Source organism: Cerasicoccus arenae (assembly GCF_014651635.1).
GTDB classification, from domain to species: domain Bacteria; phylum Verrucomicrobiota; class Verrucomicrobiia; order Opitutales; family Cerasicoccaceae; genus Cerasicoccus; species Cerasicoccus arenae.
This window is the reverse complement of sequence record NZ_BMXG01000004.1, coordinates 195957-219000: the sequence shown is the minus strand read 5'-3', so window position 1 is coordinate 219000 and position 23044 is coordinate 195957. Positions and strand designations below refer to the sequence as shown.

Annotated in this window: 23 protein-coding genes and 1 tRNA gene; 9 read left to right on the top strand and 15 right to left on the bottom strand. The window is 54.7% G+C overall.

Translation table 11 applies throughout. The features are described 5' to 3' along the window. Positions 1 to 265: 265 nt before the first annotated feature. The 4 genes from IE065_RS04895 to IE065_RS04880 all read right to left on the bottom strand — a co-directional run bounded on the left by IE065_RS04895 (position 266) and on the right by IE065_RS04880 (position 3384). Positions 266 to 342: transfer RNA gene (locus IE065_RS04895), tRNA-Arg, on the bottom strand. A 147-nt stretch (positions 343 to 489) separates the two neighbouring features. Continuing rightward, positions 490 to 1767 carry a valine--pyruvate transaminase gene (locus IE065_RS04890; RefSeq protein WP_189512389.1) on the bottom strand — a complete coding sequence of 426 codons (1278 nt, stop codon included), beginning with the start codon at positions 1765 to 1767 and terminating at the stop codon, positions 490 to 492. A gap of 324 nt (positions 1768 to 2091) precedes the next feature. Next, positions 2092 to 2925, bottom strand: coding sequence for a PP2C family protein-serine/threonine phosphatase (locus tag IE065_RS04885; protein WP_189512387.1), 834 nt, complete (start codon positions 2923 to 2925; stop codon positions 2092 to 2094). After that, complete coding sequence (locus tag IE065_RS04880; protein ID WP_200163215.1) at positions 2926 to 3384, bottom strand: BUD32 family EKC/KEOPS complex subunit; 459 nt, start codon at positions 3382 to 3384, stop codon at positions 2926 to 2928. Between the two features lie 303 nt (positions 3385 to 3687). On the opposite strand from IE065_RS04880, the gene IE065_RS04875 reads away from it, so the two are divergent. The 4 genes from IE065_RS04875 (at position 3688) to IE065_RS04860 (ending at position 6260) form a co-directional block, all read left to right on the top strand. Continuing rightward, a complete protein-coding gene (locus IE065_RS04875) occupies positions 3688 to 4707 on the top strand; it encodes a glutamine synthetase beta-grasp domain-containing protein (protein WP_189512385.1) in 1020 nt (339 codons plus the stop codon). 166 nt (positions 4708 to 4873) lie between these two features. After that, positions 4874 to 5584, top strand: coding sequence for an IspD/TarI family cytidylyltransferase (locus tag IE065_RS04870; protein WP_189512383.1), 711 nt, complete (start codon positions 4874 to 4876; stop codon positions 5582 to 5584). Next, positions 5581 to 6072, top strand: a complete 492-nt coding sequence (gene ispF / locus IE065_RS04865) for a 2-C-methyl-D-erythritol 2,4-cyclodiphosphate synthase (protein WP_189512381.1) — start codon at positions 5581 to 5583, stop codon at positions 6070 to 6072. The genes IE065_RS04870 and ispF overlap by 4 nt, the downstream gene beginning before the upstream one ends. After that, positions 6072 to 6260, top strand: coding sequence for a hypothetical protein (locus tag IE065_RS04860; RefSeq protein WP_189512379.1), 189 nt, complete (start codon positions 6072 to 6074; stop codon positions 6258 to 6260). Before ispF ends, IE065_RS04860 begins: the two co-directional genes overlap by 1 nt. 51 nt (positions 6261 to 6311) lie before the next feature. Here IE065_RS04860 and ndk read toward each other — a convergent pair whose 3' ends face one another. The 3 genes from ndk to purH form a co-directional block, all read right to left on the bottom strand. Continuing rightward, positions 6312 to 6728, bottom strand: a complete 417-nt coding sequence (ndk, locus tag IE065_RS04855) for a nucleoside-diphosphate kinase (protein WP_189512376.1) — start codon at positions 6726 to 6728, stop codon at positions 6312 to 6314. A gap of 99 nt (positions 6729 to 6827) precedes the next feature. Next, positions 6828 to 7622: a ThuA domain-containing protein gene (locus IE065_RS04850; protein ID WP_189512374.1), complete on the bottom strand. Its 795-nt coding sequence runs from the start codon at positions 7620 to 7622 to the stop codon at positions 6828 to 6830. Between the two features lie 187 nt (positions 7623 to 7809). Further along, positions 7810 to 9360, bottom strand: a complete 1551-nt coding sequence (gene purH / locus IE065_RS04845) for a bifunctional phosphoribosylaminoimidazolecarboxamide formyltransferase/IMP cyclohydrolase (protein WP_189512373.1) — start codon at positions 9358 to 9360, stop codon at positions 7810 to 7812. A 276-nt stretch (positions 9361 to 9636) separates the two neighbouring features. On the opposite strand from purH, the gene IE065_RS04840 reads away from it, so the two are divergent. Beyond that, on the top strand, positions 9637 to 10041 hold the full coding sequence (locus IE065_RS04840; RefSeq protein WP_189512371.1) for a hypothetical protein: 405 nt from the start codon (positions 9637 to 9639) through the stop codon (positions 10039 to 10041). Between the two features lie 155 nt (positions 10042 to 10196). Beyond that, positions 10197 to 10880, top strand: a complete 684-nt coding sequence (locus IE065_RS04835) for a type II secretion system protein (RefSeq protein WP_189512410.1) — start codon at positions 10197 to 10199, stop codon at positions 10878 to 10880. A 130-nt stretch (positions 10881 to 11010) separates the two neighbouring features. On the opposite strand, the gene IE065_RS04830 is transcribed toward IE065_RS04835, so the two are convergent. The 4 genes from IE065_RS04830 to IE065_RS04815 all read right to left on the bottom strand — a co-directional run bounded on the left by IE065_RS04830 (position 11011) and on the right by IE065_RS04815 (position 16873). Then, positions 11011 to 12075 carry a type IV pilus twitching motility protein PilT gene (locus tag IE065_RS04830; protein WP_189512369.1) on the bottom strand — a complete coding sequence of 355 codons (1065 nt, stop codon included), beginning with the start codon at positions 12073 to 12075 and terminating at the stop codon, positions 11011 to 11013. Between the two features lie 47 nt (positions 12076 to 12122). Next, positions 12123 to 13988, bottom strand: a complete 1866-nt coding sequence (locus tag IE065_RS04825) for a type IV pilus twitching motility protein PilT (RefSeq protein WP_189512367.1) — start codon at positions 13986 to 13988, stop codon at positions 12123 to 12125. Positions 13989 to 14135: 147 nt separating this feature from the next. Next, on the bottom strand, positions 14136 to 14957 hold the full coding sequence (locus tag IE065_RS04820) for an Fpg/Nei family DNA glycosylase (protein WP_189512365.1): 822 nt from the start codon (positions 14955 to 14957) through the stop codon (positions 14136 to 14138). 41 nt (positions 14958 to 14998) lie between these two features. After that, the gene (locus tag IE065_RS04815; protein WP_200163214.1) at positions 14999 to 16873 is read right to left on the bottom strand and encodes a SulP family inorganic anion transporter; all 1875 of its coding nucleotides are present in this window, start codon (positions 16871 to 16873) and stop codon (positions 14999 to 15001) included. A 142-nt stretch (positions 16874 to 17015) separates the two neighbouring features. Between IE065_RS04815 and IE065_RS04810 the strand changes: the two genes are divergently transcribed. Next, positions 17016 to 17321, top strand: a complete 306-nt coding sequence (locus IE065_RS04810) for a tetratricopeptide repeat protein (RefSeq protein WP_189512362.1) — start codon at positions 17016 to 17018, stop codon at positions 17319 to 17321. 25 nt (positions 17322 to 17346) lie between these two features. After that, entirely contained in the window at positions 17347 to 18600 is a 1254-nt protein-coding gene (locus tag IE065_RS04805; protein ID WP_189512360.1) for a glycosyltransferase, read from the top strand. A 24-nt stretch (positions 18601 to 18624) separates the two neighbouring features. Here the strand turns inward: IE065_RS04805 and IE065_RS04800 are convergent, their stop codons facing one another. The 4 genes from IE065_RS04800 to IE065_RS04785 all read right to left on the bottom strand — a co-directional run bounded on the left by IE065_RS04800 (position 18625) and on the right by IE065_RS04785 (position 21834). Next, positions 18625 to 19062 carry a VOC family protein gene (locus IE065_RS04800; RefSeq protein WP_189512358.1) on the bottom strand — a complete coding sequence of 146 codons (438 nt, stop codon included), beginning with the start codon at positions 19060 to 19062 and terminating at the stop codon, positions 18625 to 18627. 89 nt (positions 19063 to 19151) lie between these two features. Beyond that, positions 19152 to 20168: a tellurite resistance TerB family protein gene (locus tag IE065_RS04795; RefSeq protein ID WP_229792058.1), complete on the bottom strand. Its 1017-nt coding sequence runs from the start codon at positions 20166 to 20168 to the stop codon at positions 19152 to 19154. A gap of 25 nt (positions 20169 to 20193) precedes the next feature. Beyond that, complete coding sequence (locus IE065_RS17985) at positions 20194 to 20889, bottom strand: type II secretion system protein (RefSeq protein WP_200163213.1); 696 nt, start codon at positions 20887 to 20889, stop codon at positions 20194 to 20196. Between the two features lie 156 nt (positions 20890 to 21045). Beyond that, positions 21046 to 21834, bottom strand: a complete 789-nt coding sequence (locus IE065_RS04785; RefSeq protein ID WP_189512354.1) for a helix-turn-helix domain-containing protein — start codon at positions 21832 to 21834, stop codon at positions 21046 to 21048. Between the two features lie 155 nt (positions 21835 to 21989). Between IE065_RS04785 and IE065_RS04780 the strand changes: the two genes are divergently transcribed. Continuing rightward, positions 21990 to 23042, top strand: coding sequence for a Gfo/Idh/MocA family protein (locus IE065_RS04780; RefSeq protein WP_189512352.1), 1053 nt, complete (start codon positions 21990 to 21992; stop codon positions 23040 to 23042). Positions 23043 to 23044: the final 2 nt, after the last annotated feature.

The window sequence follows — 23044 nt, the reverse complement described above, 5'->3', positions numbered from 1 at the left end:
GAAAGGCAATGTCGGAATATCCTTATAGGCTATAAAACGGCAAAAATCTGGTAAGTTAACTCCTTATCCAATGAAACAACAGCGCTCTAAAGATCGCAGTATTTGTTAGTCTAGCAGACTGGCTAATGTTCTGCTTTTTGAGCCTTAGCGAAGATCCTGATCGATGATAACACCGACACCTTGATCGAACGGATGAACTTGATTGGGTCATCATAGCCGTACATAAGAAAACCCCTGTATATCAGAGGTTTCTTATCTATCAGAGTGGTACGGGGCGAGGGAGTCGAACCCCCAACCTCCTGATCCGTAATCAGGTGCTCTATCCAATTGAGCTAGCCCCGCTCTCAGTGAGAAAGTGGAGTATAAAGCCACTCGAACTTTGCCTTTGCAAGTGTTTTTTTTATTTTTTCGAAAAGACCATAATCAGTGTCAAATTGCACTGCGGCATAAACCAATCCGGGTCGCTGACAGCCCATATTTTAAGCGGGTTCAACCTGCTTCGTAGCGCGCTTTTACTACAGCCGCCATCTCCCGCGCAGCTTCGGGAAAAGCCCCTGCATTCATTGCGTAATTGATGCGAATACACTCTTCGGCGTGGTCCCATTTTTCAGGCAGGGCATGAAAAAAGAAATGTCCGGGCACGACGAGCACACCGGCGGCTTTCAGGTCCTCATACAATGCATCCCCCCCCCCCGGCAGGCCGGGAAACCACAACCACAGAAACAGCGCGCCCTCGGGGACATGAATGCGGCACGGCAGGCCTGCAAATGCCTCCTTTATTGCCGCGACAGCTCGCTGGCTACGCTCTTGGTAAAAGGGCCGTATGACATCTCGTGAAAGTTGGACGATCTCGCCGGATTCAAACAGCGGCAGCGTCAACGCCTGACCCACATTGCCATTGGCCAAACCGACCACAGCGTTCATTGATGAGATGGCGCGGCAAATTTCCGGCGGGCCGATTAAAATGCCGGTTCGCGTGCCCGGTAAACCGACCTTGGAAAGGCTGTAAGTCAACACGGTGTCCTCTCCCCAAAAGGGCTGGACGTCAGTAAATATCATGTCTGGGAAGGGTGCGCCATAGGCATTGTCAACCACGAGGTAGGCCCCACGCTCCCGGCAAAGGCCATGCAAGCGGCGCATCTCTGCATCAGTCAATACGTTACCCGTTGGGTTCGTTGGGCGAGAGACACACACTGCTGCGATGGACTCATCCCAGGGCAGGTTGTCGAAATCAACGTGGTATTTGAACATGCCCCCAGGCAGCTCCTCAATCGTCGAACGCGCAGCAATAAAGGTCTCCGGATGGAGGCCCTGCTCGGCATAGCCGATGTATTCTGGCATGAGCGGGAACAGTATCCGCCGCAGGCCGCTTGTAGACTCGCCTGCCAACAAGTTAAACAGGTAAAAATACGCCGTCTGGCCGCCGTTTGTAATGACGACATTTTCCTCGGTCAAACCCCAGTCATAGGCTTCGTTGAAGAGGCGCACAACGGCCTGAATAAAGCGTCGGTTGCCCTGCTGAGGGTCGTAGACGCCAAGCATGCGATCGAAGCGCTCAGGGGACTTTTCCAGCATGGTTGACATCATATCTCGCCAGCGGGCAGTGACTTCTGGGATTGGTGCAGGGTTGCCGCCACCGAGCATATGAACGTGCCCTGCCCCTTCAGCCATGGCGCGGCCCAGGTCCTGCATTAGGCGCTCAATGCCGCTTCCACGGGCGAGTTTTTCGTGAAGACGGGTTCGGGGTTTTGGGGAAATATTGCTCATTTTGATCCTCCGTTCATGCCCTTAATCCTCGCGCGATGGGGTCCGCAATCAAGCTCTAAGGGCAAGGATTGGGTGAGTGAAAAATGCGCCTTTGCGCTTTGAGGGGGGGTATCGATCTGGAAAACCGCCCCAAACCGCCTCCAAGCCAATGACCATGCTGGTTGCGGCGGATTCAGGGCTACTTTTCAGTCAAAACCAAACTGATACTTTTATGCTCTTTTTGGGGCAATTGACGGCCAGAAATGGAAACTACAGCAAAGTTTGAGCTGACGGAAATCTGGCGAAGCCGCCCATTGGCAACCTTTTAGTTGCTGGTTAGCGGCGTTAAAACACCTCCACGACAACGGCTGTCATGTTGTCGCGGGAGATGTCCCATGCCTCGCGGATGAGGCGTTCGGCGGGCAAAAACTTCTGTGCTGGGATGGATGGTGTACGGACGAGGTCGTCGATTTTTCGGGAGCTGACGCCGTCCGAAATCCCATCTGTGCAGAAAACAAACCAATCCCCTGGCTCGTAAATCACTTGGCCCAATTGCGGGTCGACGCTCTCCATACGGCCACCGAGGACCATCTGTAGCGCAGACTTACTGGGATGCAGGCGGGCTTGAATTTCAGTCATTTTGCCAGCGCGGACGAGTGAGCCAACGTGGGTGTGGTCATGCGTCATCTGCTTGAAAACGCCTCCATTGGGCAAGTGATAGATACGGCTGTCGCCAACGTGGCCAAAATACGCCTTTTCCGGCGTAAACCAGCAGAGGCTGAGCGTGGCACCCATCCCGCTGGTTTCCTCATAGGCAAGGCCCTGATAGCGCATTGCCCGGTGTATCTGTTCAATGACTTCGGCGAGGAAATCCACACCTCCACGGCTGAAGCCAGTTGCGCGCAGACGGAAGGCATTGGGCAAAAGCTGCGTGATTTTCTCTACCGCAATATTACTGGCAAATTCCCCCGCATTGGCACCGCCCATGCCGTCACTGACAGCAAAGATAAAATCGCCTTGTTCAAAAGTCGCCTCACCGATTTTTCCTAAGCGGAAAACCTCTCGTCCATCGACCTCCAGTCCGAGGAATGAGTCTTCGTTATTGGCGCGAAATCGGCCTTTATCGGTCATGGCCCACCAGCGCAGGCCGTTGGGTTTATTGGGTAAATCGGGGTTCATTTATCCGCGAAGTTTTTTCCGTTCTTCCGCGCGCAGTTCCATGCGGTGTTCCGTGACCTCCTCCACCGTCAATCCTTCGCCGGACTCCAAGATAGTGGCGAACTCGAAGTCGATCAGGCAAAATCGGCCCAATTGGGCGTTGTAGGTTACGTTGCGCGGAAAACGGTCTTCGTGGCGAACACCGTAAGTTTCCAATTCGGCAAATAATTGATCGAGTTTCTGGTCACTGATTTTTTCCACAACTTTGCCGCAGTTGGTGGTGACCATATAAACGCGGGATGGGTCGCACTCGATGATGCGGGGGACGAATTCGCAGCCCTTCTCTTCCAGATAGGTCAGCACGCGCCGCTCGTTTTCAAAGCGTTCTTTCGCCATGGGCCCGACAAAGGTTTTGCGCACCAGGCCATCATATCCCACGTGCACCCTCGCCTGCTTACTGTCCTTACTACCATCCAACATCAGTTAAAGACTATTGATTGTGGAGCGTGCGAAGCCAGTGAAAAATTCTTCCTCGACTGCACTCGTTAAACGGCGAAAAATGCCCACTTACCGACTCTCAAGCCATGAGCGAAATTCATCATAAAGCCGAATATTGGCAAAATTTGTTCAATTGGAACGAAAATCCCGCCATAGAGAGGAAAATAGACCTTATTGGCACATGAGGTGCTTTTCGACGTGCGTTTTCACAAGTAAACCCGATAGTCAGAGCTGCTTTCCTTACAGGAAGGCCGTAATGCGTCATCTAAAATAAAAATACCGATTATGCCTACTAAATACAAGCTCGAGTATATTTGGCTCGATGGTTACACCCCCGTCCCAAATATGCGTGGAAAATCACGCCTCGCCAGTGAGCGTCCTAAGTCCGTTGAAGATCTCCCAGAATGGGGCTTCGATGGCAGCTCCACGCGACAAGCCGAAGGTCACAGCTCCGACTGCGTGCTCAAGCCAGTAGCACTTTATCCTGACCTCGCTCGTGACGACAAGAGCTACATCGTGCTCTGCGAAGTCATGCTGCCAGACGGCACACCGCACCCAACCAATTATCGCGCCACCATCATGGATGAGCCAGACACTTGGTTTGGCTTGGAGCAGGAATACTTCCTCTACAAGGATGGTCGCCCACTCGGCTGGCCAACCGATGGCTTCCCTGCCCCACAAGGTGATTACTACTGTGGCGTTGGCTACCAGAACGTGAGCGACGTCGGTCGCGAAATCGTCGAAAAGCACCTCGACCTTTGCATCGCCGCCGGCATCAACCACGAAGGCATCAATGCTGAAGTGGCCAAGGGCCAGTGGGAATATCAGGTCTTCGCCAAGGGCTCCAAAAATTGCGCCGATGGCATCTGGGTTGCTCGTTATCTGCTGTCTCGCCTCTGCGAAAAGTATGGCATTACCGTTCAGCTGCATTGCAAGCCCTTCCAGGGCGACTGGAACGGCTCCGGCATGCACTGTAACTTCTCCACCAAGTACATGCGTGAAGTCGGCGGCAAGGAATACTTCCTCAAGCTCATGGATGCATTCGAGAAGAACATTGACGAGCACATCGCAGCTTACGGCCCGGACAATCACCTGCGCCTCACCGGTCTGCACGAAACTCAGTCGATCGACAAGTTCTCCTGGGGCGTTGCTGACCGCGGTGCTTCGATCCGTGTTCCGCACAGCTTCGTTAAGGGTGACAAGTACCAGGGCTATCTGGAAGACCGTCGCCCGAACTCGGCTGGCGATCCTTACCAGATCTGCTCCCGCGTTCTTAAGACCATCGCCGAAGTGCCCACCAAGTAACGGCCAGTCTTACACGTCTGCAACTTTCGACGGCGCTCCTATCAGGGAGCGCCGTTTTTCATGTCCACGCATATTGCATATTAATTCAAACTCAGGGCACTCGTGCGCATTGACGCTTGCTCTCAGAATGGCCTGTTGCATGCTACTGCCCTTTCACAATTAGACTATGGCAAATGCGGCAATTTTTCTTTGCGCGGGCAGCGGCACGCGGATGCGCGGCCAAGTGGCGGACAAAGTTCTGACGCCCTTGGGCGGGCACTCGGTGTTTTGGCATTCGATCAAGGCCTTTGAAGACAGCGGACTCATCGAGCACGCCGTCGTCGTTTATCGCGATGACGAGCAACGCGAAGCGCTGGAAAAAGTCATTACCGAAACCAATGTCGATTGGGAAATCTCGTGGGCTCTGGGCGGCAAAGAGCGACAGGATTCGGTGTTTAACGGGCTTAGCGAAACTTCCCTGCTCGTAGACTACGTCTTCATCCATGACTGCGCCCGTCCAATGATCCGCATCGAAAATTTACACGCCCTCCATCAAGCAGCCCTTGAAAATGGTGCCGCCGTGCTCGCCCACCGGGTCGCCGATACCATCAAGCGCGCAGCGGGCTCCCAGCGGAAACTGACCGCGCGCAAGCTGAAAGATGTGCCCCGCTCCAATCTCTGGGCTATGGAAACGCCGCAAGTCTTCCACCGCGAAACCGTGATGGAATGCTATCGGCGTCTGCGCTTGGCGGGCCTATCCGTCACCGATGATACTGCCGCAGTTGCCCGCGAAGGCCATTCGGTTACCCTCGTGGAGAACCCATTTCCCAACCCCAAATTGACCACCCCCGCCGACCTTCCTTACCTGGAATTCCTCCTTCAACAATACGCACAATGAGCCTCCCTTTTCGCATCGGTCTTGGTTACGACATTCACCGCTTCGCGCCCGCCCGCCGTCTCGTGCTGGGCGGCGTCGATATCCCTCACGATAAAGGGCTCGATGGCCATTCTGACGCAGATTGCCTGACGCATGCGCTGGCGGACGCCGTCCTCGGCGCGCTTGGTTTGCCCGACATCGGACACTTTTTCCCGAATGATGATCCAACGTGCGAAGGCATGGACTCGCAAGACATCCTCCGCCGCGCCGTTGACGAAGCCCACAAGCGCGGCTATTGCGTTGGCAACGTGGACATCGCTCTGATTGCCGAAGAGCCGAAGATTGCCCCGCACCTGGACGAGATGAAGGCCGTGCTTTCAGCCAGCTTGCAGATCGCCCCGGAAGAAGTCGGCCTGAAGGCTACGACAAACGAAAAGATCGGTGACCTCGGTCGCTGCGCCGGTATTGCCGCGCACGCCGTGTGCATGCTGATGCGCAAGGAAAGCTGATGGCCGGACTGGGAGATTGCGCAAAAATCGGCCTGAGTCTCGTCGGCGCGGTGTTGCTGGTTTTGCTGTGCGTGGAAATCCTCGTTGGCCCCGGTCGCACGAGCGGAAATGTCGTCTTCGCGACGGTGTTTCTGGTGCTGCTCGGCTATGCGGTGATGCGCTTGGTGCGCGGCAAAAAACGCAAATAAAAAGGACGCCCCGAATGGAGCGTCCTTGGAAAGATTTTGCTGTCAGCTGGATTAGCCGAGCACTTCTTCTGGCTTGAAGAAGCGTGCGATTTCCGCAGCAGCAGTTTCGGGGCCGTCGGACGCATGGCAGACGTTGATCATCATGCTCTCGCCCATGTCTCCGCGAATGGTGCCCGCAGGTGCCTTGGTGGAGTCCGTCGGGCCAAGTAGATCGCGGACCTTGTTGATCACGTCATCGCCCTTGAGCACAACCATGATCACTGGCCGTGAGCTCATGAACGCCTCAATCTCAGGGAAGAAAGGCTTATCAGCAACGTGAGCGTAATGGGTGCGGAGCAATTCAGAGCCCAACTGAGCCATCTTGCACGCTGCGATTTCGAAGCCAGCGTCAGCAAAGCGGTCGAGCACTTTGCCCCACAGCTTCTTTTCCATGCAGTCGGGTTTGAGAATGATGAAGGTTTTTTCCATGGTCTTTTTGTTCGTTAAAACGGGCAACATAGCCCCACAGCCTCGCGTGACAAGGCCTTAGTTTAAGGCAAAATCCAGCCCAATAAATTTAAAGTCGGCTTAGTGAAAACCTTCTTGACCCGCTTCGTGGATTGATTTGCCTTTCGCCTTAATCGGCTCGGGAGCTTTGTCCGCTGGTACATTGGGGGCCTTCATGACGCCTTCCCACCACCCCTGCGGTGCCGCCCACTTCACGGCATTATAAATGACGCGGCGAATTGTGGTATTGTGGTAGATCGGATAGGTTTCGTGGCCTGGGCGGAAGTAGAAAATTTTGCCATTGCCCCGAATCCAGCAATTGCCCGAACGGAAGACTTCGCCGCCTTCAAACCAGGAAATAAAGACCTGCTCGTCGGGTGCTGGAATGCCAAAGGGTTCGCCATACATCTCGGTTTGATCAAGCTCGATAACGCCGTCTTCGATGCCAGCAGCGATCGGGTGGCCAGGATTGCAAACCCAGAGACGCTCTTTTTCGCCAGCCTCACGCCACTTAAGCGCACAGCTTGTGCCCATCAGGCGCTTGAATGGCTTGGCGAAGTGGCCGCTGTGCAGCACAATGAAGCCCATCCCTTGCAGCACACGTGCTTGCACGCGATCAACGATGACGTCTTCCACCTGGCCATGAGCGCAGTGGCCCCACCAGATCAGCACGTCGGTGCTGGCGAGGACTTCTTCCGTCAGCCCGTGCTCAGGCATGTCGAGCGTCGCAATGGTGATTTCGAACTCATCAGCGCCAAGTTCCTTGAGGCCTTCAGCAATGACTGCATGAATACCGTCCGGATAGATGGACTTGACGGTGGCGTTTTTCTTTTCGTGAACGAATTCGTTCCAAATGGTAACACGGAGTTTCGGCATGATCTGGACAAAATGCTCTTTTTCATTAGACGGGCAAAGCAAAAAAGGCCCCCAGAGCGCTAGTTTATTCGTTCCGCAAGAGCATTAACTGACCAACACTCTATCCTTTTAGTAGAGTCGCGCAAAAAAATGGATCATGGGGCCTGACGCCGCGAAGGTTTATTCACGGCATCCCCCCCAATCTCAATTAGTGCTTAAAATGGCGTGTACCAGTGAAGACCATGGCCATATCGCGCTCGTCGGCGGCAGCAATGACTTCCGCGTCCTTGACTGAGCCGCCGGGCTGGATCGCTGCCTTCGCGCCTGCTTCCGCGGCGGCAATGAGGCCGTCGGGGAACGGGAAAAAGGCATCCGAGCAAACGACGCTGCCATCAAGCGGCAGCCCCGCCTCGCCCGCTTTCCAAACGGCGATCTTGCTGGAATCCACGCGGCTCATCTGGCCAGCGCCCACACCGATGGTGCGCTCGGGTGCGGCATAAACGATTGCGTTGGACTTCACGTGCTTCACCACGCGCCAGCCAAAGAGCAGCGCGGCCCACTCTTCTTCCGTCGGCTTACGCTTGGTGACAACCTTGAATTCGCGCGGGTCGATTCGCTTGCTGTCGCGATCCTGTAGCAGCACGCCGCCGATCACGCTCTTGACCTCTTGCAAGGACTCAGCGCGCATCCAGTCACGAGCAATCATGAGACGCAGATTCTTCTTCTTGGCCATGATTTCGCGGGCTTCGGCGGTGAAGTCCGGCGCGATGATGACTTCGCAGAAAATCTTGGAAATGATCGTCGCCAGCTCGGCGTCGAGCGTGCGATTCATCACGATGATACCACCAAAAGGCGCTTGCTGATCGGTCGCAAAAGCCTGTTCCCACGCGGTAGTCAGGTTCATGTGCGAGGCAACGCCACACGGGTTCGTGTGCTTGAGAATCGCCAGCGTGGGTTTCTCAAATTCACCGATCAGATAGGCCGCAGCGGTGATGTCGATGAGGTTGTTGTAGGAAAGTTCTTTGCCTTGAAGCTGCTCGAAGCACTCGTGGAAACGCCCGTAGAGCGCCGCCTTCTGGTGCGGATTTTCACCATAACGCAGACTCTGCGCGCGCTTCAGGTTGATGTTGAGCTGCGTTGGCAGGCCAAGGGTGCCGCCTTCCAATTCCGGGGCGAGCTTACCATCCAAATAGTTGCTGATCGCGGCGTCATAAGCCGCAGTGCGCTGGAAGGTCTTGAGCGCCAATTCACGGCGGAGTGTCGTCAGGGCCTCATCGCCTTCCTTCATTGCAGCAAGGACACGATCGTAGTCGGCAGGATCACTGACAACGCTCACGCTGGCGTGGTTCTTGGCCGCACTGCGAAGCATGGATGGGCCGCCGATGTCGATGTTTTCGATGGCGTCCTCGAACGTGGCGTCACGTCGGGCAACGGTGGCCTCGAACGGGTAAAGGTTCACGCAGACCAGATCGATCATGTCGATGCCGTGCTCCTTAGCTTGGGCGAGGTGGTCCTCCTTGTCGCGGCGGCAGAGCAGCCCTCCGTGAATTTTCGGGTGGAGCGTCTTAATGCGCCCCTCCATCATTTCCGGGAACCCGGTGTAGTCACCGACCTCGGTGACGGGGAGTCCCGCCTCGGCGAGGATCTTGGCGGTGCCGCCAGTGGAGAGGATCACGTAATCGTGCTCCTTCACAAGGGCGGTGGCGAAGTCCACCACGCCGGCTTTGTCACTGACCGAAATAAGGGCTTGCTTGGGCATAGCGCGTGATTTCGCGGAATGCTGGGGGATGAGGCAACGAAAAACCTTCATTTCGGCAATTCTTTGGTCTCGGCGGCAATTTAGCGATATGCTCATTCATGGTAGCGCAGGCGCCTCCCTGGGACCAAGGAAACTCTTTGGGCGCAGATGGAGTGGGTTTTGCGTTTATCGTAACGATTTGCTGAATTGGGCTGAAATATTTCCGACTAAGTTATATCAGGGGACTTCAATTAACCTCAGAAATTGACTGAATGCCTTCCTGCATCCCGCATAAACATGAGAATCTCAGGTCTTATATTTATATTTAGCTTAGCGTTTGCTTTGTTGTTTTCTGGATGCCGAAATGGCCCTCTTGAATTAGCGGGAGAGCCAGGCGAAGAAGCTATGTATCTTTCAGGCAGATACTATGTCGAATATGGAAGACTTCCCGCTGATGTTGACGAGATTAAGCAATTTTGCCGGAAGAACAATATCGTTATAGATTTTGATTCTTATAAAGTTTTAATCTGGGAGAGAGATTCTGATGGTTATTTGTTGAAACTAGGTCGAAGTTCGCCTATCACGAATGCGTTTGATACTGATCAGGGATTGTATGTCGAGATCCCTGTCGATGATGAAATGTTTTCGGAAATGACAGACCCGCAATTTCAAAAATCAGTTGAGGAGAAATTGAAGAAGTAAGATGAACCGTACGCGTCCAACCATTAGTCCACATGCAACCTAAGGGGACTTCGATTAACCCCCTGTTTAAAAACAGCCTCCTTTGTTTATGTGGGATGCAGGAAGGCATTCAGTCAATTTCTGAGGTTAATCGAAGTCCCTATCAGTATGCCGTCATGCTAAACTACCGCCGGTTTTCCCGCGCCTTTACTCTAATCGAATTACTCACCGTCGTTGCCATAATCGGCATACTCGCGGCGCTGCTCATCCCGGCAGTAGGCGCAGTCCGCACCTCGGCCCAGAAATCCGGCGGCGTCAATGCCCTTCGCCAAACAGGCGCAGCGATCAACCTCTTTACACAAGAACATAACGGAACGTTTCCCGGCCCGCTCTGGCCAGGCCAAATTCCCATCTACGAGCCTGATCGCGACGAGGAAGACGGTCGGCTCAGCAATTTTCTGGCTAGTTACCTAGACGTCCCAGCCAACGCCACGCCGCCCTATCGCGTGGAGGCGCTTATTCCCCCCGCCTTCCCCATTGACGAGCTTGGCAGCGAGCCGCGGACATTCGTCATGAACACCAAGGCGGAAAACCCCAACTCGGCCGAAATTATCAACGTCTGGGGCGTTCATCCCGCCCTGGCAAAGAACGACAGCGAGACGGTCGCGGGCAATGTCTATCAAATCATCGATCCCTCACGCACTTGGGCCGTCATGGACGCTGATCAGCAGCACCCCGACGTCACGGGCAAAGGCTGGGCCTCCAGCACCCCCGCAAAGCCAATCCACGGCAGCGTGCGGAACACGCTGTTTTTTGACGGCCACGTGGAGGCAGTCGATGTATCCATCGGGCTACCGTGACATTAGGCACACCAGTGCCCCTCCGCCTCTCCCATACGAAATCCAAATTCTCTAGCTCACTTCTTTACTAGAGCCGAGTGCCTCTCCGCATTTTTGCAGTGCAAAAACTCTCGATCCAACGGGACGTTGGCTAGACGACGGGATCGTCGAGGTATTGCTTGAAGGCTTCTTTGTCGGCGGCTTTCATGTAGGCTTCGTTGCCAGTGATGTTGCCAGCCTCGAGCTGCTTTTTGATCGAGAAGTCCATCATCGTCATGCCTTGGGCCATACTGCTCTCGATGATGCCACGGATCGCGCTCGTGCGACCGCTGCGAATGGTGTTCGGGAGTGCGTCGTGCTTGAGCAATATTTCGTGAACGGCGACACGGCCTTTGGGCACTTTTTTGCAAAGTAGCTGCGACACCACGCAAGAGAGACAGCCCGCGAGCATAATGCGAATCTGTCCCTGCTCTTCCGCCGGAAAGGCGTCAATGATGCGGTCCACGGTCTTCGGGGCGTTGTTGGTGTGCAGCGTGCCAAAGACAAGCATACCCATGGAGGCGCAACCCAGAGCCAGCTTGATCGTTTCCAACTCGCGCATTTCACCAACGAGAATGATGTCTGGGTCAGCCCGCATGGCACCACGAAGGGCGTTGGCAAACGAGCCGCTGTGCTCGCCAACTTCACGATGCACGATGACGCTTTTCTTCTTCGGATGCACGAACTCGATCGGGTCTTCGATCGTGATGATGTGCTTTTGGTAATTCTCGTTGATGTAGTCGATCATCGCCGCGAGCGTGGTCGATTTACCACTACCGGTTGGCCCGGTAACGAAAACCAGGCCTTCCTTGTAGGCGCAGACATCGCGCAACACCTCGGGCAGCTTCAGCGTGTCGAAAGAGAGAATTTCCGCCGGAATTTGGCGAAACACCGCCGCTTGCCCCCAGTGATTGTAAAAGAAGCTACCACGAAAACGGGCCAAGCCTTTGATCTCATAAGCCAAGTCGAGGTCACGCGTTTCCAGATAATGATTCCAGCGTGTCTCATTGGTGATCTGGCTCAGCAGCTTTGCCATCTGCTTCGCGGTGACGGGTTCGTTGGTCAGCGGCTGCATCGCACCCGACGCGCGAATCTTGGGTACAGAGCCCACCGCGAGGTGCAGGTCCGAGCCGTCGTTATCCAACATGCCTTTGAGAAGTGCGTCGATTTCAGCCATGGGGGGGGACGTGTATAAAAATTGGTAAGTGTGTAGGTGAGTAAATCTTAGCGGCCAAACATGCCCTTTTTCTTTCCGGCATCAGATGCGGGAGGGGGCGTCATGCTCGGCGAGGCGGCACCTCCGTTGCGGATCTGGTTCTTGAGCGGATCGCTGCGTAAGTTGGCAATGGCGGTATCGGCGTCAATACGCCCCTCTTGCCAGAGACCCATGATGGAATTATCCATCTGCACCATGCCGTCACGGCGCCCCGTCTCGATGATATTGGACAGTCCCTCGGATTTGCCGTCGCGAATGAGCGCCGACACCGCCGTGTTCTTAAGGAGAAGCTCGTAGGCGATCGCCGTAGCCCCCTGCTGATCCGGCAATAAGCGTTGGCAAAGAATGCCGCGTAAGCTCTCGGCGACCATTGCGCGAATTTGTGGCTGCTGGGCGGGTGGGAATACGTCGAGGAGGCGGTTGAGCGTCGTTGATGCGTCACTCGTGTGCATTGTTCCGATAACGAGGTGCCCGGTTTCTGAGGCGCTAATGGCCATTTCGATCGTCTCCAAGTCACGCATTTCTCCGATGACAATGATATCCGGGTCCTGACGCAAGGCACCCTTGAGTGCGCTCTTGAAGGACTTCGTGTGCGGGCCGACGCCACGTTGAGTGATCTGGCATTGAACCGACTCCTGAATGACTTCGATCGGCTCTTCGACGGTAATTACGTGGTCCTGCCGTGTCTGATTAAGAATGTTCACCAAGGCGGCGAGGGTTGTTGTCTTACCCGCACCCACAGGCCCCGTGACGAGGATCAAGCCGTTGTGGTAGGCCAAAAGCTTGGTGATGGTGTCCACGCCTTGAGAATCGAATCCCAGATCAGCCAGCGTCGGAATTTCCGATGGAACGATGCGGTACGTGCCCGCTACGCCGTCCTTATGCTGCATCAAATTAACACGAAAACGCTGTCCTTTGTCGAAGGGCATGGCGAAGTCGTAATCTTGTTCGGCCGCAAAATATTCCTTTTGCTCCGCGCTGAGCACGGAAAGATTCATCGCGTTGGCGAGCTTGCGCGACACTACAGACTGCGACACATATTCCACGCTCCGGTTACGGCGGATAAACAAGCGGCTATCAGCGGAAATGTGGACATCGCTCGCCCCGTATTCTGAGGCCTTGAGCAGCAGCCCAATCAGCGCAAAACGCATCTGGTTCGTATTGTCTGGATCGAGCGGGCCAGGGTCCGGCCAAATTGGCTTCACGCCCTCGGTCTTCACCGTGGCTTCACGCGGCTTGGGGCGCTCAACGGGCTCACCTGAATCCGTGTGCGTATCCTGCATCTGCTGGGCCTGAGCCGCCATTGCGGCAACGGCCTGCTTGGCCTCGGCAGTGGACAACTCTGGTGCCGGGGTGACTTTGGACATGTCAACGCCAGCCATGGCGTCTTCGGGCGCTTTTGAGCCAGTCGCCTGCCAGATAGCACTGACAGCAGCAGCCAAATCCGACGATTCCGGCTCGTCCTCTTCTGGAGCTGAGGGGGGGGGCTGTTTTTCCGGCGTTGGCGTATGGGAACGCAAACTAATCGATGGGCGTTTATTCGGCTCCGGATCGGGCTCAGAAATTTTCGGCTCTGGAATTTTGGGCAAGGTGCCGACTACCACGCTAGGGCGGCTTCCGCCGGGCTTTTTTTTCAGTTCAACAAAGGGGTCAAAAGGCGGCTCGTCGTTGGCCTCATCCATCTCGACAGCCTGATCGAGTAATTCCTGCATCGCGTCGAAATCCTCATAAATGTCGTTATCCAGGATCGCCTGGGCAAAATCCAGCAGTTCGACATCGTCGGGGAGCAATCGCTTGAGCTTCTGACAGGCTCTTACGTCAAGCACACCATTGCCAATGCACAGGCAGGCAAAGAGTTTAATATCCTTGTTCATCGTCTCAGCAGAAGAAATGTGGGTGACGCCATGGCGATGACGTCAATGACACGGTCACCATGACACAACTCAGCAATTCATGGCAAATGTATTTAAGGCAAATACCTGATAAAAAATAGAGTCAAGCTGACGCGATCCGGGTAAGAGTCACCCATTTTGGCACTGCGGACACCAACAGCTAGTGCGTCCGCCAATTGATTCACGCTGCAAGGCCTGACCGTCACGGGGGCAATGCCCGCCATCACGCCAACGATGCCAGAATAGCCAACTCTCAGGGATGTTGACATTTAAGTCCGGCGGGAGCGCCCCACCTTGCCCGGCAATCGCCCGTAACGCATCGGCGCACACCTCACAAACTTTGCAATGCAAAGTAATTTGTTCAGCATTGGTCAAGGCACCAGCTTTGGTCTGAGGGTGCAAATTTGCCCGCCAGAGAATCTCGTCCGCCATCCAATTACCGACGCCAGGAAAACGCTCCTGCATGAGTAGCACGGCCTTGAGCGGCGACTTGCCACGACGCTTCAGAAAGGCCGCCATTGCCTCCACGGTGAACGCCTCGGAAAGGATTGCTGGCGGCAACGAAACCCACCAATCAGGCGGCGTTTTCCCCACATGCCACTTGAGTAAACCGAATTGCCGCGGATCACGGAAAACCAGCGTGCCCGACGCCTGACGCAGCATAAAATGATCCCACGGCCCAGCCGCATATTGCTTTGGCTCAGAGAGCAGACGGCCCGTCATGCCAAGGTGCAGGCCCAACCAACGCCCGCCTGAGAACTCAAACAGCATTTGCTTGGCCTGCGCATCAGAGCCACGCAACGTGGCTCCAGCAAGTCCGTTGACTAAAATCTCCGCTGGGCATTCCCGAAAGATGCGCGCATTGGCATGGACCTCTATTGCGCTCACTTTTCTGCCAATTCCAGCGTTCCACTGCTGGCGAAAATATTCAACTTCTGCAAGCTCAGGCATACGTATTTACTTCCAAACAAACCACAACTGCATCAGGTAGTTTACTCTTCTCCGACCTTTTTGCGCTTGTTGGGGTTGACGTAAATTTTGATGTCGATCTCCTGATCACCGAGAATTTCCTGAGCACGCCCAAGCGCCATTGCGGTTGAGAGCGTGGCGTTGCTATGATTGTCACGAAAAACATTTTTCTCATTGAGCACCTCTAAAACGCCAGATTCTGTCAGCGTGCGCATGCACGCATCACGGCATTCACTGAGGATGAGCGTGCGGTCGCGCTCGTTCATGTAGCCAACAAGCTCTTCAATCGCCATCGCGGAAGTGGCGTCTAGGTGGCGAGCGTTGCGCATTTTCAGGACAACGATTTTCAGGTTGGGCTGCTCGCATACGCGGCGCATTTGTTCGTCGAAAATTTCGGCGGCTCCAAAGAACAGATCACCTTCAACGTGGACAATGGAAATCTCGGCATTGCGACGCTGTTTCGGGTTTTCCAATTCGGCCAGTTCCCCACCATCAGTAAAGCCGTATTCGGCCAGCTCAGGCGTCGCGGCCTTACGTAAAAACAGGACAATGCTGAGGCCCGCACCCAAGTAGATCGCAGTGTCCAAAGGAATCAGCAAACCGGCAATACAGGTAGTGTAAAACACTGCGGCGTCGCTGCGCGTAGCCTTGGTCACGATCTTGATTGCGTGACGATTGAATAGCCCAAGACCAATGAAAATAACGAGCACCGCCAACACCGACTGCGGGATGTAATGAATCAGCGGGCCTAGCAAAAAAGCGCTCCCCACGACCATGAGTCCGTTGATCAGAGAGGCCACCGGAGTGCGCCCACCGCTGCTCCACGACAGTTGAGAGCGGGTCAAGGAGCCCGAGGCTGGCATCCCACCAAAAAAGCCGCAAGCGATATTTGCCGCTCCAATGGCCAGAATTTCCTGATTACCGTCCAGCTTTTCGCCCGAACGCGCCGCCAGGCTCTTGCCGATACTTGTGCCCTCAAGCACGCAGAGCAACGCAATGGCCAAGGCGACATTGGCAAGCTGAGCAATCGCGTCAAAATCGAAAGCCGGCACGGTCACGGGCCAGTTGCTGGCGTCTATTTTATGCAGCCAATGAATATCGCTCGCATCCCAATTGCGGGCAAAAAACGAGCCGGCCAGGGACTCATTCGCCGATAACGCACTCAACCCGACTGCGATTGCCGAGACCGTGACCATGGTGATCGCGACATTCGGCAGGGTGCGAAATTTCTTATTGAGCAGTAGATAGAGCACCGCCGTCATGATGCTGAGGGTCGCGGACTCGACGTGCAAATCAGGCAAATGCCTAACCGTGATGATCAGCTTCTCAAAAAAGGTCGTCGCACGCTCTCGCTCCTCGGGAGAGAACGTAATGCCGAGCGCATTCTTGGACTGGCCAACGATGATTAGCAGCGAGGCAGCGGTAATATAGCCAGTGACCACGGTTCGCGAAATATACTGGATCACGCTGGCCACGCGCATATAAGCACCCACGACCAAAAACAGCCCGATCATTAGCAGCAACAAAGGCAGCATCGCCGCGCGCATTTCGCCGTCCACAATCGATAGCGCCGCCATTGCCGAGGCAAAAGTGACTGCTGTCGCATTCGTCGGCCCAAGCGTGATGAAGCGTGAACCCGCAAAAAACGCCCCTGCCAGTGCTGCTACCGCCGAACCGTAAATACCATACTGAATCGGAAGGCCCGCAATCAGCGCATACGCCATCCCCTGCGGGAACGCCAGCAACGCCACATTAAAAGCCGCCGTAAAATCCCCCCGGGCAGCACCCAAGCTGTAGCCGCGCAGGTGCTTGCGCAGCGGGAAGAAATCCAACTGATTAGCCTGCCACAGCCAGCGCAGTGTCGATTTTAGTCGTGCAGCTTTCCCGTCCAATGTCACCTTAGGTAAAAGACTTATGCCAAGTGTGAAAAGCTAAATTAGTGGCAGAATGCGGAGTTCTGAGTTAAGAGTTGAGAAACGCCGTTAGCCCGACTTGACTCCACAATCCAAATTTAAAACTTAGAACACACCAACATCACCTATGCGTTCCGAAATCTTTCGCGAACGGGTCGCCAAAGACCCGCACAACACACTCTTCCGCTACAGTCTGGGCCAGGCACTCTTTGATGAGAAGGCTTACGCCGACGCGCAAGAGCATTTAGAGTTATGCGTAAACAGTCGGGACGACTGGATGATGCCGCGCATTTTATTGGGCAAGGTCCTGCTCGAAACCGGAGATACTGCCGCTGCCAAACCCATTCTGGAGGACGCGTTGCAGCTCGCTGTGGTGCAGCATCATGACGACCCTGCTGCAGAGTTACGTTCCATCCTAGAGGACCTCAATTAACCCGCCAATCATTCACCAGCGCCCGATGCGTGTTGTCATCACCAGCCATGGCTCCACGGGCGACATTGTCCCGATGATTGCGCTCGGGCGAGCATTGATGGCTGCGGGGCATGAAACGGTGTTCGCGGCGTCAGGGCTGTTCCAGGAGCTGATTGAAGGCTCTGGCGTGCCGTTTCGCAGCGTTCCGCCAGATTGGTCAGTTCAAGACGGCAGTGAGGCCATGAAATCCCTGTCCCGGGTCAACCAGCCACTCAAGCAGTTAGAGCGAATTTACCAATTTGGCCTGCCCTACTACCACGAATATCTCGACATTCTGGAGGAATTATTGACGGGTGCAGACCTCCTGGTCTCGTCCTATCTGTATCCTTTTTTGCAGACTGTGGCCGAACAAAAGGGCGCGCGTTTCGCTGTGGCCACATTCGCCCATAACTCTGTGCCCACTGCCGTCAACGCCCCCTTACCGGGACTGTCTGCCCCCTTCCTGCCTGGCGCGCTCGGGCGGGCCTGGCGCAATGCCTGGTGGGGCATTGCTGATTTCACCGTGACCCGCACGCTTAATGGCGTGGTCTACGATGTGCTCCGCGCCCGCAACATTCCCAAGGCGCGGAGCTTCTTCCGCACACCGGCACCCCTCGCCTTGGTAACGGTCTCAGAAAAGCTGTTCGCGCCGCCCCGCGAGCACCTCGACTCGCGCTTTACCTTCACCGGCTACTGGCGTTATCAGACGCCAATCAATGAGACCATTGAGCGCGAGCTGGACGATTTTTGCGCCGGAGAAGAAGTCCCCGTGCTCAACTTTGGCAGCGTCACTTGGGACAGCGCGGAAAATGATTTCGCCGAACTGCTCAGCCATTGGCCCAAAGGTAAAAAACTGATCGTGCAAAGTGGCTGGGCTGGCTTTCGCCAAGCACCCGGAGCAGAGCGCCAGGAAATAAAAATTATCGGCCACGCCAACCATGATCGATTGTTTGCGCGAGCGTCAGTGGTCATCCACCATGGCGGCGCTGGCACCACGGCTTCGGCTCTGCACAGCGGACGGCCGCAGATAATTATCCCGCACATCGCCGACCAGTTTTTCTGGGCGAATGAATGCCAGAAACTCGGCCTTTCGATGACGGGCAAACGCGCCGTCTGGCCGAAACAATTAGCCCGTTGGGTCGATCAAATCGAACGTGACTCCGCTCTCCGCCAAACTGCTGAAAATGCCGCAACCACCTTACAAAAAGAAGACGGCCCCGCCCGCGCAGTCACTCTACTGGAAAATTACATCAAACAGTAGCAATCTGTTCTTAGCGGCCCAACTTTAGCGCCAAGTAGCTTTGCAAGCGGCACCCGTGCGTTGTGAGCTATCTGCGGTGTAGCAATGCAGCTCGATGCGCACGCCATCAGGATCACCAAACCAGGCCTGCCACGACTGATCCGCGCCCATTTTTTTATCCACGAACAGCTCGACGCCCTGCGCCTTGAGGAAGTCAACCGCCACATCGATATCCGCGACTTCGAGACAGAAATGGTTCACTGGGCATTGCCCTTTCGCGGAATCCGGATTCTCGAAGATTTCCAGAAACGTATCAGGGGCGAGCTCGACGTAAGCACCAAAGATTTTACCGGCTTTGTCGATGAAATCGAACTTCTTGGCAAAACCGAGCGTATTGCAATAAAAGGTCAACGAGCGGTCGATTTCGGCCACATGAATGCAAGCGTGGGCGAGACGCTGGACGCCGAGCGGGGAGGTATTCATAGGTAATTAGTCAGACGGATCCGCACCGCGATGTCGATTCCAAAGACAGAGTACGCGGCTAGACACGCACAAGCCCTCTCACGTTCAGACTAGAGTCCTTTGCGATCTTCCTTTGCAATGCAAAATTTAGCCGCGATAAAATCTGTCCGCTGAAGTCGTAACAGATCAGCAATTTGGCTGATGGTGTTGATCTCGTCGTTGCTGGTTTTATCACACGCATTGGCAATCTGAAACAGCACCTTGACCAGCGTTACCCGCTCGGGATAGCTCGTCTGCTGGTAAACGCTCCGCGTGATTTCATATTTGTCCGTGTTCTTCTGCACCAGTTGCAAACTTGCAGCGCAGACAATGGACGCGAGTTCATCCGTGAGACCGTAGGCGGTTTGGATAACCTGAGTAATCGCAGTTTTTTCTTCATCCGAGATTACCTCATCGCCTTTCGCCACGAAGGCGAACAGCGACGAATAAAGGCACAAGCGGCGCATCGCGTCTTCAGGCATTTCCGTAACGGCAACCGAAGCAGCATGCTCGGTTAGAATGTTAAAATAGACGCGATTTTTAATGAAATCGTCAATGCGCTCCTCGCGATTGAAACGGCTCGAACGTCGCTGACGGCCAATTCCGCTAAGGCTACTCAGGAAGGTCAGCAGGCCAGTCTTTTTGTTATCCAGACAAGACTTCACCTCGGCGAGCAGGCGAGATTCATCTTCGGTAACGATGCCATCCGCTTCTACAAGTTCGCGTAGCTTGTCCATGACCACGGCCTTGTCTGCCTCGCTCGCAACCGCGTCAATTAAGTCCTGCAATAATTCATTGCACTCGGCCTCGCTGACGGGCGATTCGATGTAAAGATCCAGTGTCTGCCAATCGCGTTCGTCAAGATCATCAAATGAGAAAATGAGGTCTTTGAGCACGTTAATTTCACTCACCTCCAGTTTGCCGTCAGCCCAAGAGGCGGCGACTACTAGCTTGGCCAATTTTAACAGGAGGTCTCGTTGAATCATGCTCTCCGATGAAAGGCAGGTCGCTATGAGTGTCAATGAGTTTGCGACGATGGACGCCAGCGCCATTTCCTGACCACGGAAAAAGCGGCGCCCTGTCGCCAAGACGCCGCTGTGCGCTGTTATTTTGTCAGGAACCAGAGCCTGACTGGCCGTCTAGAGAACCTGCGCCCTTGCCTCGGACTTTGGCCGATCCAGGCAACGCTTCGAGCACGTTACTCGTCGGCGTGCGGTTCTCGTAATGAAGGAGCCGAGACTCATCACCCTTCCCAATCGAATCCAAGAGCTCTGCGTGGCCATCACCGTAGATCACGAACCCGCTGCCCTTGCCCCAAACTCCGTCATCGGACCATTCTCCATCGGAGGTCAGGCCGCGAGACCAGACGATGGGCGTGGTGGACATTGGCCCCTGGCCTGAGACACCGATCGCGAGGTCTACGCTATAAGCATCACAGGCAGAGAACTGTGGCGACGGCTCCCAGGCGTCACCGCTTTTGATGGCGAGCGAAACTGGAATGGGATCGGGTGCCAAGGGGTCATCCACTGCAAAGAAAGGCGAAGCGCTCTCCAAGTAGCCATAGCGGACCATGAGGGCCGCGAAATCACCAACGGACTTGATCTGATCAGCGCTCAGGGCACGGCCCCGGTCAGTCAGGTAGGCTTGATGGGCATCGGCGATGCCAGTGGCGTTCGTCATCGCGGCCATCTGTTGGGCTTTTCTCATCGCCCCGGACACTGCCGGGATTATGATAGCAGCCAAAATACCAATGATCGCGATGACGGTTAACAGTTCCACTAAGGTGAAACCAGCATGATGTTTTTTCATATTTTGCAGGTCTTTCTATTTAAAGAACCTGCGAGGCCCCGCAGCATGTTCCGTTTTAATTAGTTTAAGTAACAAGCGCTAGAGATACATATCACTTGGCGTATAAAATCTCGCATTTTTTCCGTGAAAAATGCTTCCCGCCCAATAAAATCTCCCCTACCCGGCACCGAGCTGACGTTCCTGACGAAAAACTGCGGGATTCACTCCCGTTTGACGCTTAAAAGCAGTACAAAAGGCCGAAGCGCCGGAGAAACCGCATTCCACGGCAATCTGCTTAATCGGGTTATTCGTCGCCGCAAGTTGCACTTTGGCTGCACGAATGCGGCGAGTAATCAGCGCCTGATGCGGCGGCTTACCATAGTAGCGGCGAAACTCTGCATGCAGGTGCGGAACGGACCATCCGCTAAGCTTAGCGAGGTCCTCGACCGAAATTGATTTCGCGTAATCACGTTCAATGGCCTGCTGCGCCAGTAGAAGCGGTTCTGGTGCTCGTCGCCGACCAGCAGCCCAAGCGTAATGTCCGGCACGAAATTGAAGCTCAGCGAAAAGCCGCTCGGCCAACAGTTGTGAATCGAAGCTTTCCTCATAAGCAAGTTTCACTGCCTGTTCGGTGAACTGAGCAACGGCGTCCAAATCCTCCCACTTCGTCACACGCGGAAAGGGTCGCTGAAAGCCTCCCTGAAAACGGATGCGCACCGACAGACAACGGTAGGGATCATCAAATTCGCTTCGACCAATCGTGTGGTCCCCTGGCCCATGCCAAACCAAGGAGCCAGGCAACACCTCCACCCACTCATCCTCGTGCCAGACCCAGCCACGCCCGCCGGTTACCAGTTCGATGCATATATGACCTGAAGTCTGGGCTCGAGCCCTAGGATGCACACCAGCAGGTTGGTGATAATGCGCGACTGACGACAGCTGCAAATTGCGAATTCCAGTAAGCACGGACTTATAAGAGATTGTCTTGGTTCAAGGCGACAAGTAGAGAAAACAATAAAAAAACATAGCTTTTGTAAACTCTATTAACTAGCAATCCACTATCAATCGCCTTTCCTAAGAACAAAACCCGACGTTTATTAAACCAAACCCTAGATTAAATTATGTCTCAAGTTCGTTATGGCCTCATCGGCACAGGTGGCATTGCCTGGTCCGCCTGCAAAAATATCAATGAATACGATGACTCGACCGTCATTGCCGCAACCGACCTTAGCGCAGAGCGGCTAAAAAAGCTTTGTGAGGAAAACGACATTCCGAACAGCTACGCAACTACGGAAGAATTATTGGCTGATAAGAATGTGGACGCGGTCTACATCGCCGTCCCCAATAAGTTCCACGCACCGCTCGCCATTCAGGCGCTCGAAGCTGGCAAGCACGTCATTTTGGAAAAACCTTTCGCTATGAGCGAGGAAGAAGGTGCCGCTGTCATCGCTGCCTCCGAAAAGGCTGGTAAAAAGTTCACCGTGGGCATGAACCAGCGCTTCGTCGACAAGCATCAAAAGATCGCGAGCCTGCAGCGTCAGGGCGTCTTTGGTGAAATCTACCATGCTAAGGCTTTCTGGAACCGCCGCAGCGGCATTCCCGGCAAGGGCACTTGGTTCGGCAATAAGGCCCTCGCTGGCGGCGGCTGCCTCAACGATATTGGCGTGCACTTCCTCGACCTTTGCCTCTACACAATGAATCGCTTCGATCCGGTCTCCGTTTACGGCGCGACCTACACGAAATTTGGCAACCGTGGCTTGGGCTATGGTGGCTGGGGCAAGTCAGACAAGACCGAAACAACCTTCGATGTTGATGACTTCGCTTCTGCGTTAATCCGCTTCTCCGATGGTGCCACTGTCGCACTCGACGCCAGCTGGGCTTGCCATCAGGAAAACGCGAATCGCAACGGCGTCCAACTCTACGGAACCGACGCAGGTGCCGACGTTGCCTCGGGTAAGGTCTTCCGCAATGACCCAATTCGTGCGGACTACGACATCATTGAAAATGTCGAAGCACCACTGGCATATCCAGGTTGCTGCCGCTTCAAGAACTTCACCAACGTCATTCTCGGCAAGCAAGAGCTCTGCACTCCGCCTCAGCAGTCGCTGATCGTCCAAAAGATCCTTGATGGTATTCAGGAATCCAGCGCCACTGGCAAAGAAGTTACACTGTAATC

Bases quoted from the DNA above. Each gene is read 5' to 3' on its own strand.
- IE065_RS04890 (WP_189512389.1), bottom strand. From the start codon at position 1,767: ATGAGCAATATTTCCCCAAAACCCCGAACCCGTCTTCACGAAAAACTC.
- IE065_RS04885 (WP_189512387.1), bottom strand. From the start codon at position 2,925: ATGAACCCCGATTTACCCAATAAACCCAACGGCCTGCGCTGGTGGGCC.
- IE065_RS04880 (WP_200163215.1), bottom strand. From the start codon at position 3,384: ATGTTGGATGGTAGTAAGGACAGTAAGCAGGCGAGGGTGCACGTGGGA.
- IE065_RS04875 (WP_189512385.1), top strand. From the start codon at position 3,688: ATGCCTACTAAATACAAGCTCGAGTATATTTGGCTCGATGGTTACACC.
- IE065_RS04870 (WP_189512383.1), top strand. From the start codon at position 4,874: ATGGCAAATGCGGCAATTTTTCTTTGCGCGGGCAGCGGCACGCGGATG.
- ispF (WP_189512381.1), top strand. From the start codon at position 5,581: ATGAGCCTCCCTTTTCGCATCGGTCTTGGTTACGACATTCACCGCTTC.
- IE065_RS04860 (WP_189512379.1), top strand. From the start codon at position 6,072: ATGGCCGGACTGGGAGATTGCGCAAAAATCGGCCTGAGTCTCGTCGGC.
- ndk (WP_189512376.1), bottom strand. From the start codon at position 6,728: ATGGAAAAAACCTTCATCATTCTCAAACCCGACTGCATGGAAAAGAAG.
- IE065_RS04850 (WP_189512374.1), bottom strand. From the start codon at position 7,622: ATGCCGAAACTCCGTGTTACCATTTGGAACGAATTCGTTCACGAAAAG.
- purH (WP_189512373.1), bottom strand. From the start codon at position 9,360: ATGCCCAAGCAAGCCCTTATTTCGGTCAGTGACAAAGCCGGCGTGGTG.
- IE065_RS04840 (WP_189512371.1), top strand. From the start codon at position 9,637: ATGAGAATCTCAGGTCTTATATTTATATTTAGCTTAGCGTTTGCTTTG.
- IE065_RS04835 (WP_189512410.1), top strand. From the start codon at position 10,197: ATGCTAAACTACCGCCGGTTTTCCCGCGCCTTTACTCTAATCGAATTA.
- IE065_RS04830 (WP_189512369.1), bottom strand. From the start codon at position 12,075: ATGGCTGAAATCGACGCACTTCTCAAAGGCATGTTGGATAACGACGGC.
- IE065_RS04825 (WP_189512367.1), bottom strand. From the start codon at position 13,988: ATGAACAAGGATATTAAACTCTTTGCCTGCCTGTGCATTGGCAATGGT.
- IE065_RS04820 (WP_189512365.1), bottom strand. From the start codon at position 14,957: ATGCCTGAGCTTGCAGAAGTTGAATATTTTCGCCAGCAGTGGAACGCT.
- IE065_RS04810 (WP_189512362.1), top strand. From the start codon at position 17,016: ATGCGTTCCGAAATCTTTCGCGAACGGGTCGCCAAAGACCCGCACAAC.
- IE065_RS04805 (WP_189512360.1), top strand. From the start codon at position 17,347: ATGCGTGTTGTCATCACCAGCCATGGCTCCACGGGCGACATTGTCCCG.
- IE065_RS04800 (WP_189512358.1), bottom strand. From the start codon at position 19,062: ATGAATACCTCCCCGCTCGGCGTCCAGCGTCTCGCCCACGCTTGCATT.
- IE065_RS17985 (WP_200163213.1), bottom strand. From the start codon at position 20,889: ATGAAAAAACATCATGCTGGTTTCACCTTAGTGGAACTGTTAACCGTC.
- IE065_RS04780 (WP_189512352.1), top strand. From the start codon at position 21,990: ATGTCTCAAGTTCGTTATGGCCTCATCGGCACAGGTGGCATTGCCTGG.